The sequence below is a fragment of the Streptomyces sp. NPDC001709 genome, assembly GCF_053596375.1.
The window spans coordinates 145,546-160,040 of record NZ_JBSFGB010000005.1 but is presented as its reverse complement, the minus strand read 5'-3'; the positions used below and the strand labels follow the sequence as shown (position 1 = coordinate 160,040).

Here is a 14,495-nt window from a genome sequence, read left to right as displayed (position 1 = left end):
CGTCCAGGGGGGTGCCATGAAAGTCGAAATGATCCCAAGGGCCGCCAACGTTCTCTTCGACGTGCCGGACGGAATGCACGAAGAGATCATCAGACTCATCGGTGCGATCACCGACGACACCGAGACCCAGGCGCCGGACCTCGCGGCCGCGTTCGGGGAGTGGTGTTGGCTGGTGTACACGATCCACGGCGACGTGGTCGAGGTGCTGGACGTCGGCTGCGCCCGCTGACGCCGGGGCACCGTTTCGGAGTGCGGTACCGCGGGAACCCGGTGCCGCACCCCGTGGAAAAGGGGGACAACGCCGTGCCCGACATCGACCAGGACCGCATCCGGAACCAAGCCCTGCCCCTGACCGATCAGGCGTCGCTGGACCCGCTGCTGGAGCGCATCGGCGACGCCCGCTATGTGCTGCTGGGCGAGGCCTCCCATGGCACCGCCGACTACTACCAGCTGCGTGACCTGCTGACACGCCGGCTCATCGAGGAGAAGGGGTTCTCCTTCGTCGCGGTGGAGGGCGACTGGCCGGACTGCCAGGCCGTGCACTGCGCCGTGGTCGCCGCGCCGGGCGCGCCCGAGGACCCCGCCGAGGTGCTGGCCGGCTTCAGGCGCTGGCCGACGTGGATGTGGGGCAACACCGACGTGGCCGCCTTCGCCCGGTGGCTGCGCGGGTACAACGAGGCACTGCCGCCCGAACGGCGCGTCGGCTTCTTCGGGCTGGACGTCTACAGCCTGTGGGAGTCGCTGGACGCGGTGTTCGCCCATCTGCGCGAGCACGACCCCGACCAGGTGGAGCACGCCCTGGAGGCGTACCGCTGCTTCGAGCCGTACGCCGAGGACCCGCAGTCGTACGCGCTGGCCGCCCACTACCTGCCGGAGGGCTGCGAGGCACAGGTGGTGTCCCTGCTCACGGAGCTGCGGCGGCGGGCCGCACGGACGGCCGGCCTGGACGGCTCGCTCGCCGAGTTCGCCGCCCGGCAGAACGCCGAGGTGCTGGCCGGCGCCGAGCGCTACTACCGGGCCATGCTCGACAGCGGGCCCGAGTCCTGGAACATCCGCGACCACCACATGGCCGACACGCTGGACCGGCTGATGGAGCACTACGGCCCCGACGCCAAGGCTGTGGTGTGGGAGCACAACACCCACATCGGTGATGCGCGGGGCACGGACATGGCCGACGTCGGCGAGGTCAACGTCGGCCAGCTGGTGCGGGAACGCCACATGGGCAAGGGCGTGGTGCTGGTCGGTTTCGGCTCCCACTCCGGCACCGTGACCGCCGCGGGCGCGTGGGGTGACGTACCGAGGACCATGGACGTGCCGCCCGCCCGCACGGGCAGCCTGGAGGATCTGCTGCACCAGGCGCTGCCCGACGAGCGGGCGCTGTTCGTCTTCCCGCACGTGCAGTTGCAGCGGCCGCCCTCCTCCGGCCGGGGCGAGTGGTTCCACGAAGAACACGGACACCGCGCGATCGGCGTGGTGTACCGGCCGGAGTACGAGCGCGTCGGCAACTACGTCCCCACGGTTCTGGCCCAGCGCTACGACGCCTTCTGCTACCTGGACCACACCCACGCGCTCACGCCCCTGCACCCGCTGTCCGCGGGGAGCAGGGAGGAGCAGACCTGGCCGGTCGGCGTGTGACGCGGATTCCCGTGCGGGGTACTCGCCGGTCGGGACCGGTACGTGCCGGGGCGTGCACCTGCAGGGGCGCTTCCACGTACGCCGGTACAGGAGGTGCCTGACATGGGGCCGACGCTCTCGCTGGGACGCCTGGCGGGCATCCGCATCAGGGCGCACTGGAGCGTCCTGGTCATCTTCGTCCTGATCGTCGTCGGACTGGCCGCCGATCGTCTGCCGCACGCCCACCCCGGCGGTCCGGGCTGGCTGTACGTCGTCGTGGGGCTGGCCACCGCCGTGGTCTTCCTGCTGTCGCTCCTGGCCCATGAGCTGGCACATGCGATCGTCGCCCGCCGCAACGGCGTGGACAGCGACGACATCACGCTCTGGCTGCTGGGCGGAGCCGCCCGCCTCAGGAGCGAGGCGCCGACCCCGGCGGCCGAGCTGCGCATCGCCGGCATCGGGCCCCTGGTCAGCCTCGCCCTGGGTGTGGTGTTCGGGCTGCTGACCATCCTGTGCGACCGGGTGCGCGGGCCGGGGCTGCTGGTCGAGGCGCTGGGCTGGCTGGCCGGGATCAACGTCCTGCTGGCGGTGTTCAACGCGCTGCCGGCCGCGCCGCTGGACGGCGGGCGGCTGCTGCGCGCCCTCGTGTGGCGGCGCACGGGCAGCCGTCTGCGGGCCACCGAGGTCGCCACCACCGCCGGCCGTGGCCTCGGCTGGCTGCTCATCGCCGCCGGTGTGTACCTGGTCTTCGCCGGTGCCGCGGCCGACGGAGCATGGCTCATGCTGATCGGCTGGTTCATGGCAGCCATGGCGACGGCCGAGGGCGGTCAGGCGAAGATGCGGGAACTGCTCGGCTCGGTGCCGGTCCGCCGCGCGATGACCCCGGACCCCACGACGGTGCCGGCCGCCACCACGATCCAGGAGTTCCTGAGCGGCCCGTCCTGGGTCTACCGTCACTCGGCGTTCCCGGTCACCGATCCCGCCGGACTGCCCCTGGGCCTGATCAGCGTCGGCAAGGCAGGAGAGGTCACCCTGGACGAGCGCGAGCGTACGACCGTCACGAACGTGATGGTGCCTCTCGACGCCCTCCCGACCGCCCGCCCCGACGACCGGCTGATCGACCTCCTGCCCGCCGTCCAGGCCGCCGCGGCCCACCGCGCGCTCGTCCTGTCCGGGGAGCGGCTCGTCGGCATCCTCACCCAGTCCGACATCAGCCGGGTCACCAACTGGCTCACCTCGGCCCCGCCGACGGGTACCAACCGGGTTCAGCCCTCGGGCTGACCCGCCGCAACGGGCACCACGGCGACCGGACAGCTCGCATGGTGCAGTACGGCATGCGACACGGCTCCCAGCCGCAATCCGAGCCGACCGCGAGGCGGACGGCGCCCCACCACGACCAGACCGGCCCTCGCCGAGGCCTCCACGAGCACGCCGGCAGCCGAGCCGATGACCAGTTCCGTGTCCGCGTGCACCCTCGGGTGCTCGGCGAACAGCCGACGGACGCGATCGAGCAGTTGCTCATGGAGGCGCTGCTCGTCGTCCACCTGGCTCACCTGGGGCACCATCAGGCCGGCCTGGGACAGCGGCGTCCAGGCGTGGAGCACACGAACCGCGGTACCACGCCGTCCCGCCTCCGCGAGGCCGAACCGCACGACGTCCTCGTCCCGCTCGTCTGCGATGCCGACCACGACCACGTCATGCGCCGCATCCCCGTTCCGCCACCCCCGGACGACGGCCACCGGACGGTCCGCATGGGCGGCGAGCTTGAGACTCACCGACCCCAGCAACAGTCCGGTGAAACCGCCCCGACCGCGGGTCCCCACCACGATCAGCCGGGCGTCGGCATCCCGCGCGGCCTCCAGCAGCGCCTCGGCCGGATGGCCCCGGGCGAGGACCACGTCCGTCCCGAGGCCGGGCCTGGCGAGGGCGATCCTGGCCTGGGCGTCGTCCAGGACCCCGACGCCTGTCTGCACGAGGCGCGTGTCGCTGTCCTGATCCGCACCCACCGGCTCTGCGCCGAGATCGACGGCGTGGAGGATCCGCAGCGCATCACCGCCCAGCTCGGCCTCGGCGGCCGCCCACTCGACGGCCAGCCAGGCGTCCGAGGTGTCGTCCAGGCCGACAAGCACGGTGCCGGAGCGGCCGGCTGGGGTCATCGTTCCTCCCCGTCTGTCCGGCGGCCGTGTTCTCCTGCGCGCCACGGCCGGATCGCAGGGCCCGGGCCGCCGCGGTCAGCGCTGGTACAGGCCCACGAAGGTGCCGCTGGCCAGCTGCTCCCGGTCGAGTACCGCGTGCACGTCGTCGGCGCTGGCGCGGTCCGGGAGCGAGACCGGGGCGGGAAGGGCGTAGAGGCGGAAGAAGTACCGGTGGGCGTTGTCGCCGACCGGGGGCTGCGGGCCGCCCCAGCCTCGCTCCCCGAAGCCGTTGCGATGCGTATGGCTGCCCCGGGGCGTCTCGCCGGCGTCCAGACCCCCGAGGTGAGGGTCGATGCCGGTGACGAGCCAGTGCACGAAGGTGCCGGACGGTGCGTCCGGGTCTTCGCACAACAGGGCCAGCTCCGCCGCGTCCTCCGGAACCCCGGACCAGGTGAGCGGTGGAGAGACGTTGTCCGCGTCATGGGCGTGATGGCGCGGGATCATGCTGTGATCACCGAAGGCTGCGCTTCTGAGTTCGATACCGGCCATGCGACACGGAGTACCCCGCCCGGGCGCAGGCACACGACTGCCGGCTCGCGTCAGCTCGCCCAGTCCAGCAGGCGCTCGCCCGTCTCGGGCGCCCGCAGCCGGATCAGGGACTGCTTCTCCAGCTGGCGCACACGTTCCCGGGTCAGCCCCACCTGGTCGGCCACCTGCTGCAGCGTGCGCGGGTGCCCGTCGTGCAGCCCGTAGCGCAGGCTGAGGATCATGGCCTCGCGGGGTGCCAGCTCACCCAGGGCGTCCCTCAGGTCCTCGGCGAGCGCCCGGTACTCGGCGACCTGGGGAGCCTGGAGGATGTCCGTGGCGGGGATGAGGTCACCGACCACGGTCTCGCCGGTCTCGTCGACGGGCGTGTCCAGGCTGATCGTCTGCCGCCCGACCCGGCGCAGCCAGGCGACCCGGCCCTGGTCGAACCCGCTCTCCCGGGCGACCTCGTCGTCCGTCGGCTCGCGGTCGAGGCGCAGCTGGAGGCGCCGTTCGGCCTTCGCGAGCTTCTGCAGCTCCTCCACGACGTGCATCGGCAGTCTTACGGTACGGGCGTGCTGGGCCAGGCCCCGCTCGATCGCCTGACGGATCCACCAGGTGGCGTACGTGGAGAACTTGAAGCCCTTGGTGTGGTCGAACTTCTCCACGGCCCGCATCAGCCCGAGGTTGCCCTCCTGGATCAGGTCGAGCAGGGGCGCGCCGCGATGGGCGTGCCGCTTGGCGATCGACACCACCAGCCGCAGATTGGCGCGGATCATGTGGTCCTTCGCGTGCCGGCCCTGCCGTACGGCCTCCTCCAGGGCACCGCGCCGCCGCGGCGACAGCCCGCCCACGCCGGTCTCCGCCCGCTCCAGCTCCTCGGCGGCGTGCACACCGGCCTCGATGCGCTGCGCCAGCCGTACCTCGCCCTCGGCGTCGAGCAGCGGGGTCGCGGCGATCTGGGTCAGGTACTGGCCGAGCAGATCCGGCTCCTCGCCGGTCTCCGGGACCCGGCTCCGCGGGCGTGCGGCGCGGGCCGCGGCACGGCGGCGTTCTCGGGGGTCCGCCACAGCGGATCGTGCCTGGGCAGGCATGGTTGCCGCCTCCGACTCCTGTCGCTTCGACTCTGTACGTCCGCGAGGTGACGAGTACCCCTGCGGGCCGGAGCGTCACCCGTGTGCGCGCGTGCCGGGGCGGGGGACGGCGCCGCGGAAGTGTCAGTGAAGGCTCGCGCCCTGGACGCGGAGTTCTCGCTGGACCGCGCTCGCCGGAATGTCCCGGGGCAGCCGCCTCTGGATCGCGGCGAGGGCCGCGCAGACGCCCGCCGCCTGTCCGGTGGCCATGGAGATCGGCATGACGCGGTAGGAGGAGTGGGCCACGTGGTCGCCGGAGATGCAGCGGCCCGCGACCAGGATCCGGTCCAGGTCGCGGGGGAGGAGGCAGCGCAACGGGATGTCGTAGGACTCGCCGCGCGGCAGCCGTTTGAGCGTGGTGCCGCGGCCGCTCGGGTTGTGGATGTCCACCGGATAGGCGCCGCGGGCGATCGCGTCGTCGAACTTGCGGGCCGTGAGCACGTCTTCGCCCGTCAGCAGGTAATCGCCCAGCACCCGGCGCGTTTCACGGACGCCGACCTGGACGCCGCTCTGCACGACGTAGGAGTCGGCGAAGCCCGGCACACGGTCGCGCAGGAAACGGGCGATCTGTGCCATCTGGTGGTGAGCCGTGAACTCCGCGCGGGTGAGGTCCCAGACGCTCGTGCCGAGCACCTCGGTGACGCGGGTGGAGTTGACTGCCACCTCACCGGTGTGGGGAGTGGCGAAGAAGAGGATGTCCTCGCGCGGCAGGTCCAGTTCCCCGGCGTCCGAGGCGGTGCGGACCAGGTCCCACAGCCCGTGCACGCCCCTCCACTGGTCCGGGTGGGCGCGGGTGTAGGCGGTGAACTCCTCGTGGCCGAAGCGGACCATGCGGAACATGAGCGTCATGGGCTGCGTCCAGCCGTCCTCCGGCCGGCCGATCTCGTACGGTGCCCCCGCCGCCGCGGCGATGTCGCCGTCCCCCGTGCAGTCGACGATCACGTCCGCGTCGATGACGAGGGGACCCGACTTGGTCTCGAACACCGCACGCGCCCGGTCGGGCAAGCTGAGGACGTCGGAGGCGAAGGCATGCAGGAGCGTGCGGACCTCGTGGCTCTCCAGCAGCTCGTACGCCACCAGCTTGAACAGCTCCGCGTCGAAGGGAACGGTGTAGCCCGTCTCCAGCGAGGGCCGGATCGCCGCGCCGGCTCGCACGAGCCGGTCGAGCAGCATCCAGAGCACCCCCGCTACGACCGGCTCGCCCTCGCCGTGGTCCGGCGGCAGCAGGCGTGCGGTGTCGCCCGCCACCGCCTGCTTGACCTCGTTGTGGAAACTCATCAGCGGCATCACCAGGGCCGCGGTGGCGTTGCCGCCGAGGAAGCCGTAGCGCTCGACGACGACCACCTCGGCGCCCGCGTTCGCGGCGCCGAGGGCCGCGCCGAGGCCGGCCGGACCGCCGCCGACCACCAGCACCTGGGTGGACCCCGCGTGCAGCGCCTCACGCGGCGGAAGCTCGACTCTCCTGGGGACGCGGGGTGGCATCAGGTAGGACACGGTCACTCCCTCGAAAACCGGTGGCTGCCGGCTTCAGCCCGCGGTGGCGGCGGGCACCGGCGTGCTGTCCTGGACGACCTGGTGGGCACGGGCCCCGTCCAGATGGGCAAGGAGCCGGTCGGCGGTCTGGGCCGCCCGCAGCCGCAGGGCCGCCGTGCGAGCGGCCGTGTCCGCCGTCCGGGCGGGTCGCTCGTCCCACAGGCGGTCCACTTCCGCCAGCAGCAGCCCCGTCGTCTCCCTGATCACGCCGCGCAGGGCGGGTGCGCCGATCTGCTGGGCGAAGTCGAAGACCTTGCCGGCGTAGGGCAGGGGCAGCAGGGGGATGCCCGCGAGCGCTGCGAAGATCAGAAAGTGCAGCCTCATGCCGACGGCCAGGTCCAGTTGCGCGACGATGTCGAGGACCTGCTGGGGCCCGTAGTCGCCGTGCAGCACCGTGCAGCGGTCCGCTGTGGCCATGCGGGACACCACGGCGTGCGCGTGCCGGATGTCGCCTCGTTCCATCGAGACGAAGACGACATGAGCGTCCAGGCGGTGGACGAGGAAATCCCCCACACTCGCGAGGAGCTGGTGGTACCCCTCCTCGTCGAGATGCTCGGCCGCACGCCCCGGCTCGCGGACGCTCATGCCCACCAGGCGCATCCCGCGTGGCACGGCCTCCGCCCGCAGCAGCGCCCGACCGCGGTCGCCGGGCTCCAGCAGCAGCGCCGGATCGGCGGTGACGGACACGGGCCGGGTCAGCCCGGCCTCTTCGAGCACGAGCTTCGACTCCTCGTCACGGACGGTCACCTCGACCGCGTCGGAGAGCGCCGCGCGGACCCACGCACAGTCCGCCTCGTCGGTCAGCGGACCGGCCCCCACGGCGTAGGCGAAGAGGGGTACGCCGAGGTCCTGGGCGGTGCGGGCCAGCCGCAGGTAGCGGCGCGCCTCGGTGTCGTAAAGGATTCCGCCACCCCCGAGTACCAGCACGCTCAGTCGGCGCAGCGGCTCTGAGATGCCCTCCCGGCACACCCCCTCCCAGCCGACGACCTCGACATCCGGATGGACCCTGCGGGTGTGCCCGGGATTGCGGGAGAAGACCACGAAACGAGTCTCCGGCCGCCCGGCCCGAACGCGGTCCAGCAGGGCGGTGAGGATCGCCTCGTCACCGACGTTACGGCCCCCGTAGGAGCCCAGCACACCCACGGTCACGCTGTCTGCGTTGTCCATGACGGCTCCCTCGCGACGTTCACCAGAAGTGCTCCCACGACTCGAGTGCGGGAAGGTAGCCGTCTGCCTTGTGCCCCATTTCGGCGCGTCTGTACCAGATTGCTGTCCGCCGGTCGTGTGTCATCGTGGCGGTCATGACGACTGGAGTGGATGTGGCCGTGCTGGTCGGGCTGCAGGCGTCCGGGAAATCCACGTTCTACGAGCAGTGTCTGTCCGACCGGTATGCGCTGGTCAGCAAGGATCTGTTCCCGCGGGGCGCGAGGAACAAGCAGCAGCGGCAGATGCGGCTCGTGGCAGAGCACCTGGCGGCGGGGAGACCGGTGACGGTGGACAACACCAATCCGTCGCCGCAGGAGTGGAGCCCGCTGGTGGCGGTGGCCCACGCCCACGGGGCGACGGTGACGGCGTACTGGTTTCCGCCGGACGCGGCCGGTTCGCTGCGGCGCAACGCGATCCGCGAGGGCCGCGAGCGCGTCCCGGACGTCGGCGTCCTGGCCACGATGAAGCGGCTGCGCGAGCCGTCGACGGCGGACGGATTCGACGAGGTGCGCGAGGTGCGGTTCGACGGCCGGGGCGGCTTCGAGGTACGTCTGGGACAGTGCGGTGACTGAAGCGGGCTCAGTGACGGTGGTGGTGTTCGCCCTGCCCATGCGCGTGGCCGTGCTCGTGTTCGTGCTCGTGTGGGCCGTGGTCCGGTGAGCCGCTCATCATCCGCAGCATCGCCGGACCGCCGGTGCGCAGGAAGCGGACCACGAGGGCGGCTGCCAGCAGCAGGAAGGCGAGGTTGAGCCAGGTCGTGTAGTTCCATCTGATGCCCTCCTGGGGGATCTTCGCGTCGGCTTGGTCGGGGATGAGGCCCAGACCCCCGAAGGCGAACTCCACGACGTAGCCGGCCACCGCCATCGCGGCGAAGAACGTGCCCAGCAGGAAGGCGGCCGTCCGGGCGCCGTAGTACTTCCGGTAGATGTTCAGGATCGGCAGGATCAGCAGGTCGGCGTAGATGAAGGCGATGACACCGCCGAAGCTGATGCCGCCCTTCCACAGCACCACGGCCAGCGGGACGTTGCCGATGGAGCAGACGAACGTGGCGATCGCCACCAGCGGCCCGACCAGCGGTCCGATCAGCTTGGCCGCGAGCGGATGGTCGGCGAGGAAGAAGCCGCGCCAGAAGTCGTCGGGCACCCACGCGGCGATCGCCCCGGCGATCAGCAGCCCCGCCACCAGGTCGCGCAGGATCGCGGCCCACTCCATGACGAAGATGTGCGAGACGGAGGTGAGGCCGTCGCGGGAGAGGAGCCGGCGGGCGAAGCCGCCCTCGCCGCGCACGGACATGTCCATCGCCGCGTGCCCCTCCATCGACCCGGCCAGCCCCCGCTCGGCCTGCTCCCGCGCCTGCCGGAGCAGCCGCTCACGAAGGAGGACCCGGAACAGTACGGCCAGTACGACGATCATGACCGGGCCGCCGACGAACTCCGCGGCGGTGAACTGCCACCCCATCAACAGCGCCAGGATCACGCCCAGTTCGATCACCAGGTTGGTCGAGGCGATCTCGAAGGCCATGGTCGCGGTGAAGTTGGCCCCTTTGCGGAACAGGGAGCGGGCGAGTGCGACGGCAGCGTAGGAGCAGGATGACGAGGCCGCGCCGAGCCCCGCGGACAGGGCGAGCGTACGGGGCCTGTCGTCTCCCAGCAGTCGTACGACCGTCTCGCGGCGCACCACTGCCTGGACGACGGCGGACAGGGTGAAGCCGAGGATCAACGCCCAGGTGATCTCCCAGGTCATCGACCCGGCAATGGACAACGCGTGTCCGATCGCATGCATGGTGCCACCCTTCGCCGGGGTCTGGCGGTCATCAGGCCCCGATCATATACCCCCTAGGGGTATATGCTTCAAGTGAAGTGCCGGATGCGGGCGGCTTGGTTGCATCAGGTCATCGGTGAGCCAAGAGCGGTCTAAATCAAGGACAGCTGGTTCGGGTTCCGGACGGAATGGATGGTTGTCGGCCAGCCGTAGGTGAACCGAGCGTGGAAGGCGTGACGCGGCGGCAGGTACCGTGCGTGACGCCGGACATCAGGCCGGGGTCTCGGAGTGCGGAGATGGCCGCAGCCCCCGCCTGCCCGCGCTGCCGGTCCTCCGGCCGGAATCCTTCCTTGTTGCGACGGGATCGCATCGCCATACTCGTCGGCGCTTGGCATGGGCACGTCCGATCCATGAGGGTCGGGGCGTCCCCGTCTCTGTCATCCCTCCGGCCCCGGCCCGTCGCATGGGCGGGGCAACCCCCACTGGAGGCTCCACATGACGCAACGCCGAACAGCTCTCACCACCCGCACGCTCACCGGAGCGAGCGTCGTGGTCCTCACGGCCGGCGCGGCCCTGCTCCCCGGCGTCGGCTCGGCCACGGCCGCCCCGGCTTCTGCCGCGATCACCCCGGCCGCGGCCCGCGCCGCATCCGCCGCCCTGGTCGTACGGCTGGGCGACCGCGCCGCCGGGTCCTACTACGACTCCTCGGCCCACCGGTTCGTCGTCAACATCACCGACCCGTCCGCGGCCGGCCAGGTTCGCCGTACCGGTGCCGTCCCCAGAACCGTGCGCTACTCCACCACCCAACTGCGCGGCGCACTGGGCACGTTGACCCAGCGCGCCCGGATCGCGGGCACCGCCTGGTCGATCGACCCCCGCCGGGACAGAGTGGTCGTGACCGTCGACCCGACGGTCACCGGAGCGAAGCGCACCCGGCTGAACGCAGTGGTCAATTCGCTCGGCGGCAAGGTCGTCGTGCGTCGGGCCGCCTCCGCGTTCAAGCCGCTCATCGCGGGCGGCGACGCCATCTGGGGCAGCGGTGTCCGCTGCTCCCTCGGGTTCAACGTGACGGTGAACGGCGCGCCGTACTTCCTGACCGCCGGGCACTGCGGCAACGCCTCCGCGACATGGTCGGACTCGCAGGGCGGTGACGAGGCCGGCCAGACCGTCGATTCGCAGTTCCCCGGCACCGACTACGCCCTGGTCCAGTACGACGACGCCGGCAGCGACCACGCGAGCGTCGTCGACCTCTACGACGGCGGCAGCCAGGACATCACCCACGCCGCCGACGCCTACGTGGGGGAATCGGTCCAGCGCTCCGGTAGCACCTCGGGTCTCCACGGCGGGACCGTCACCGGGCTCGACGCCACCGTCAACTATGAGGAGGGATCGGTCTCCGGACTCATCGACACCGATGTGTGTGCCGAGCCCGGCGACAGCGGCGGCGCACTCTTCGACGCCGACGCGGCCCTCGGGCTGACCTCGGGCGGAAGCGGCGACTGCACGTCCGGCGGCGAGACCTTCTTCCAGCCGGTACCGGCGGCGCTGGAAGCGGAGGGGGCCACTCTTCCGTAACCGCCACAGGAGAGGAATGCCTCAACCGGTCCACACTCAGGGCCGGTTGAGGCCTTTCCATATGCAGCAGTGGTGGGGCGACTCGCGCACCCCCGAGCAGGGCCGAGAGCTGTCCTTGCTGCTGTCCAGGCTCTTCTTGCAGTTCTTCTCCTGCACGAGCCTGATCCTCGAGGAAGGCACGGACATCCGAGCCTTCCTCATCGGCTTCTACGCCGCCGACAACGACACCGAGGCCTACATCCACTTCGTGGGAGTGGACCCCGAGCTGCACGGACAGGGCATGGCCCGGCGCCTCTACTCGACGTTCTTCCAGCACGCCGCCGAAGAAGGCCGCACGGAGATCCGTGCGATCACCTCGCCGCTGAACGCGGGATCCATCGCATTCCACCGGGCCATGGGGTTCTCCCTCGAGACCGGGAACAGCGAGGTCGACGGGCTGCCCGTGCACACGGACCGCGCCGTGCGCTTGGACACCGTGTCTCCTGTTACGGCTGTGACGGCCATGCCGTGCGGGAAGCCGACCCGCAGAACGGCGGCCCCCGCGGCCGCCGCGAGCACCACCAGGGCGGCCAGGAGCAGGGCTTGGTGGTAGCCGTGACGCAGCAGCGGGGCGACGACCAGGGGGCCTAGGATCTGCCCGACGGAGTATCCGGCGGTCAGCAGGGCGACCGAGCGGGGGAAGCGCAGATGGGCCCCCGTGGCCAGGGCGAGGGTGCTGACGCCCAGGAACGTGGCGCCGAACAGCAGCGCCGAGACGAGGGCGAGGGTCGTACCCCCGGTCAACGCGGGCAGGGCGATGCCGACCGCCTGGACCAGTAGCGCGGTCAGCAGCAGGCCCGGGCGCGACCACCGGCGCCCCAGCCGGGCCCACAGCGCCGAGGACGGTACGGCGGCCAGCCCCACGAGCACCCAGGCGCCGCTGCCGACCCAGCCCGGGGAGCCCTGCCCGATCGCCGCGACCAGGAACGTTCCGGCGATGATGTAGCCGACGCCTTCCAGGGAGTAGCTCACGAACAGCGCGCCGAACCAGCGACGGGTCCGGACCGTCGCCCGGTTTCCGGCCACCGCGGCGGCGGGCGCGTCCTCGGGCCGCAGGTTCCACGAGGCCGCGGCGAGCACCGCGGTGAGCGCGGCGGCGGCCCACCAGGTGGCCCGCCAGTCGGCGACGGACCTCAGCAGAAGGACCAGGAGGCCGGACAGCGCGATGCCGGCGCCCACGCCGCCGAAGGCCCAGCCGGGCAGGTGCGGTGGGTGTTCCCGCAGGTGGTGCAGGAGGGAACCGACGGCGACGACGAAGACCGAGGCGCTCGCCGCCCCGGCCAGCAGCCGCAGCACTCCCCACACCGCCGTGCTGTGGGTGAGGGGCATCGCGGCGAGGGTGGCGGTCAGCAGGAGCAGGGAGCCGCGCAGGACGGCGCGCGAACGGACCAGCGCGGGCAACAGGGTGCCCGCGAGTGCGCCGCCGAGGTAGCCGACGTAGTTGGCGGTGGCCAGATTCGCCCCGACCCCGGCGGACAGGTCCGCCTGGGCCTGCATCAGGGGCAGGATCGGCGTGTAGACGAAGCGGCCGACGCCCATGCCCGCGGCGAGCGCGGCGGCGGCCCGGGCGACATGGGTCCAGGGAGACGGAGCGCTCATCGGGTGCCGTCGACCCGGCCCGGATCGTTGGGGTGGGACTCCAGCGGAGTGACGGTGACCGTCATCCACGGCCGCAGCGGCAGCGTGCCGAGCACCTTCTCGTGGAGCTCCTCCTCGTCGCCCGCCCGCCATACGCCGATGCTGCGCGACTCGCCCGCAGGGCGCCACAGCCGGGCCAGATTGCCGGTGGCGGCGAGCTCCCTCGCGCGAACGGCCTCGGCGGCCCGCCGCCGGTCGACCTCGTCCTGACCGGTGCCCTCCGGGACGGCCGTGATGATCTCGACCAGGAACTCTTGCATGCCGTGCTCCGTTCGCCGTTGGTCAGCTCATCGTCCGCCCGTCACCAGCACCGATGCCACGACCGGCTTCCTCGCTGCTGAGAGGCGCAGCCTCCCAGTGCGCGTAGCATGCCGCGCGTGGAACTGCGTCAGCTGCGGTACTTCGTCGCGGTCGCCGACGAGCTGAACTTCGGCCGGGCCGCCGAGCGGCTGCTCATCGCTGGTCCCTCGCTCTCCCAGCAGATCAAGGCGCTCGAACGGGACCTGGGCGTCCGGCTGTTCGACCGCGACCGCCGCTCGGTCTCCCTCACCCCGGCCGGCGCCGCCCTCCTCCCGCACACCCGCGCCCTGCTGGAACGGGCCGACGACCTCAAGCGCCGGGCCGGCCGGCTGTCGGGTTCGCAGGCGGTGCGCCTCGGTTACGTCAACTGGCTGCCCCAGGACCTGACTTCGCGTACCGCCGCGGTGGCCCGGGTGCACATCGACGCATGGGTCGCCCCCTCACACACCCAGGCCGCCCGCGTCGCCGACGGCAGCCTGGACCTCGCCGTCTGCTGGGTGCGGACCGAGGATCTCGAGCGGCTCGGGCTGCGCGCCCGGCTGATCGGTGCAGACAGGCTCTACGCGGTCGCGAAGGGCACCGGCACGAGCGACCTGCCGGCCCGGGAGACCGACGTCCTCATCGACGACGACATCACCTCCTGGGCTTCCTGGAACGTGTACGCCGAAGAGCTGACGCAGGTCACCGGGGCCCGCGCGGTGCGCATCTCCGACGGCGCCATCACCGGGCCCGCCTACTTCGACCACGTCCGCCGCTGCACCCGCCCCGTCCTCAACTCGCCCAAGGGACAGACCACGCCACTCCCACCCGACCTGGTGCGCCGCGAGGTCGTCGCACCGAAGGTGTACTGGACCTGGTCCCTGGTCTGGCGGGAGAACGAGGACCGCCCCGGGGTCCTGGCCACCGTCGACGCCCTGTGCGACGGCGTCGGCGACCTCGGGATCCACGCTCCGGACGCCTGGCTACCGGCCGACGACCCGTACGCCCTTCCGCACTGAGCCGCACTGCGAGCCTGCGCCTCCCGGACGGGAGGAGA

Annotated in this window: 14 protein-coding genes and 1 pseudogene; 7 read left to right on the top strand and 8 right to left on the bottom strand. The window is 71.8% G+C overall.

Features of this window, described 5'->3' with window-relative positions; translation table 11 throughout:
* Positions 1-16: 16 nt before the first annotated feature.
* The 3 genes from ACWC0C_RS09670 to ACWC0C_RS09660 all read left to right on the top strand — a co-directional run bounded on the left by ACWC0C_RS09670 (position 17) and on the right by ACWC0C_RS09660 (position 2,895).
* Positions 17-229, top strand: coding sequence for a hypothetical protein (locus ACWC0C_RS09670; RefSeq protein ID WP_449196485.1), 213 nt, complete (start codon positions 17-19; stop codon positions 227-229).
* A gap of 74 nt (positions 230-303) precedes the next feature.
* Entirely contained in the window at positions 304-1,635 is a 1,332-nt protein-coding gene (locus ACWC0C_RS09665) for an erythromycin esterase family protein (RefSeq protein WP_450862924.1), read from the top strand.
* Positions 1,636-1,737: 102 nt separating this feature from the next.
* On the top strand, positions 1,738-2,895 hold the full coding sequence (locus ACWC0C_RS09660; RefSeq protein WP_450862922.1) for a site-2 protease family protein: 1,158 nt from the start codon (positions 1,738-1,740) through the stop codon (positions 2,893-2,895).
* Here ACWC0C_RS09660 and ACWC0C_RS09655 read toward each other — a convergent pair.
* The 5 genes from ACWC0C_RS09655 to ACWC0C_RS09635 form a co-directional block, all read right to left on the bottom strand.
* The gene (locus ACWC0C_RS09655) at positions 2,880-3,770 is read right to left on the bottom strand and encodes a universal stress protein (protein WP_450862921.1); all 891 of its coding nucleotides are present in this window, start codon (positions 3,768-3,770) and stop codon (positions 2,880-2,882) included. The genes ACWC0C_RS09660 and ACWC0C_RS09655 overlap by 16 nt on opposite strands.
* A gap of 75 nt (positions 3,771-3,845) precedes the next feature.
* Positions 3,846-4,298, bottom strand: coding sequence for a YbhB/YbcL family Raf kinase inhibitor-like protein (locus ACWC0C_RS09650; RefSeq protein ID WP_449196489.1), 453 nt, complete (start codon positions 4,296-4,298; stop codon positions 3,846-3,848).
* A gap of 50 nt (positions 4,299-4,348) precedes the next feature.
* The gene (locus tag ACWC0C_RS09645) at positions 4,349-5,368 is read right to left on the bottom strand and encodes a sigma-70 family RNA polymerase sigma factor (RefSeq protein WP_450862918.1); all 1,020 of its coding nucleotides are present in this window, start codon (positions 5,366-5,368) and stop codon (positions 4,349-4,351) included.
* Between the two features lie 123 nt (positions 5,369-5,491).
* Complete coding sequence (locus ACWC0C_RS09640; RefSeq protein WP_449196491.1) at positions 5,492-6,901, bottom strand: FAD-dependent oxidoreductase; 1,410 nt, start codon at positions 6,899-6,901, stop codon at positions 5,492-5,494.
* A gap of 33 nt (positions 6,902-6,934) precedes the next feature.
* Complete coding sequence (locus ACWC0C_RS09635; RefSeq protein ID WP_450862916.1) at positions 6,935-8,107, bottom strand: polysaccharide pyruvyl transferase family protein; 1,173 nt, start codon at positions 8,105-8,107, stop codon at positions 6,935-6,937.
* Between the two features lie 134 nt (positions 8,108-8,241).
* Between ACWC0C_RS09635 and ACWC0C_RS09630 the strand changes: the two genes are divergently transcribed.
* The gene (locus tag ACWC0C_RS09630; protein ID WP_449196493.1) at positions 8,242-8,718 is read left to right on the top strand and encodes an AAA family ATPase; all 477 of its coding nucleotides are present in this window, start codon (positions 8,242-8,244) and stop codon (positions 8,716-8,718) included.
* 7 nt (positions 8,719-8,725) lie between these two features.
* On the opposite strand, the gene ACWC0C_RS09625 is transcribed toward ACWC0C_RS09630, so the two are convergent.
* Complete coding sequence (locus tag ACWC0C_RS09625; RefSeq protein WP_450862915.1) at positions 8,726-9,928, bottom strand: permease; 1,203 nt, start codon at positions 9,926-9,928, stop codon at positions 8,726-8,728.
* A gap of 474 nt (positions 9,929-10,402) precedes the next feature.
* On the opposite strand from ACWC0C_RS09625, the gene ACWC0C_RS09620 reads away from it, so the two are divergent.
* Entirely contained in the window at positions 10,403-11,482 is a 1,080-nt protein-coding gene (locus tag ACWC0C_RS09620; RefSeq protein ID WP_450862913.1) for a S1 family peptidase, read from the top strand.
* A 16-nt stretch (positions 11,483-11,498) separates the two neighbouring features.
* A pseudogene (locus tag ACWC0C_RS09615) lies at positions 11,499-11,864 on the top strand (GNAT family N-acetyltransferase); the annotation flags it as partial.
* Here the strand turns inward: ACWC0C_RS09615 and ACWC0C_RS09610 are convergent.
* Together ACWC0C_RS09610 and ACWC0C_RS09605 are read right to left on the bottom strand one after the other, a co-directional pair.
* Complete coding sequence (locus ACWC0C_RS09610; RefSeq protein WP_450862911.1) at positions 11,777-13,120, bottom strand: YbfB/YjiJ family MFS transporter; 1,344 nt, start codon at positions 13,118-13,120, stop codon at positions 11,777-11,779. The pseudogene ACWC0C_RS09615 and the gene ACWC0C_RS09610 overlap by 88 nt on opposite strands.
* Entirely contained in the window at positions 13,117-13,419 is a 303-nt protein-coding gene (locus tag ACWC0C_RS09605) for a muconolactone Delta-isomerase family protein (protein WP_450862910.1), read from the bottom strand. The genes ACWC0C_RS09610 and ACWC0C_RS09605 overlap by 4 nt, the downstream gene beginning before the upstream one ends.
* 108 nt (positions 13,420-13,527) lie before the next feature.
* Between ACWC0C_RS09605 and ACWC0C_RS09600 the strand changes: the two genes are divergently transcribed.
* The gene (locus ACWC0C_RS09600; RefSeq protein ID WP_450862908.1) at positions 13,528-14,457 is read left to right on the top strand and encodes a LysR family transcriptional regulator; all 930 of its coding nucleotides are present in this window, start codon (positions 13,528-13,530) and stop codon (positions 14,455-14,457) included.
* Positions 14,458-14,495 lie beyond the last annotated feature (38 nt).

Bases quoted from the DNA above. Each gene is read 5' to 3' on its own strand.
- ACWC0C_RS09670 (WP_449196485.1), top strand. From the start codon at position 17: ATGAAAGTCGAAATGATCCCAAGGGCCGCCAACGTTCTCTTCGACGTG.
- ACWC0C_RS09660 (WP_450862922.1), top strand. From the start codon at position 1,738: ATGGGGCCGACGCTCTCGCTGGGACGCCTGGCGGGCATCCGCATCAGG.
- ACWC0C_RS09655 (WP_450862921.1), bottom strand. From the start codon at position 3,770: ATGACCCCAGCCGGCCGCTCCGGCACCGTGCTTGTCGGCCTGGACGAC.
- ACWC0C_RS09650 (WP_449196489.1), bottom strand. From the start codon at position 4,298: ATGGCCGGTATCGAACTCAGAAGCGCAGCCTTCGGTGATCACAGCATG.
- ACWC0C_RS09645 (WP_450862918.1), bottom strand. From the start codon at position 5,368: ATGCCTGCCCAGGCACGATCCGCTGTGGCGGACCCCCGAGAACGCCGC.
- ACWC0C_RS09635 (WP_450862916.1), bottom strand. From the start codon at position 8,107: ATGGACAACGCAGACAGCGTGACCGTGGGTGTGCTGGGCTCCTACGGG.
- ACWC0C_RS09630 (WP_449196493.1), top strand. From the start codon at position 8,242: ATGACGACTGGAGTGGATGTGGCCGTGCTGGTCGGGCTGCAGGCGTCC.
- ACWC0C_RS09625 (WP_450862915.1), bottom strand. From the start codon at position 9,928: ATGCATGCGATCGGACACGCGTTGTCCATTGCCGGGTCGATGACCTGG.
- ACWC0C_RS09620 (WP_450862913.1), top strand. From the start codon at position 10,403: ATGACGCAACGCCGAACAGCTCTCACCACCCGCACGCTCACCGGAGCG.
- ACWC0C_RS09610 (WP_450862911.1), bottom strand. From the start codon at position 13,120: ATGAGCGCTCCGTCTCCCTGGACCCATGTCGCCCGGGCCGCCGCCGCG.
- ACWC0C_RS09605 (WP_450862910.1), bottom strand. From the start codon at position 13,419: ATGCAAGAGTTCCTGGTCGAGATCATCACGGCCGTCCCGGAGGGCACC.
- ACWC0C_RS09600 (WP_450862908.1), top strand. From the start codon at position 13,528: ATGCCGCGCGTGGAACTGCGTCAGCTGCGGTACTTCGTCGCGGTCGCC.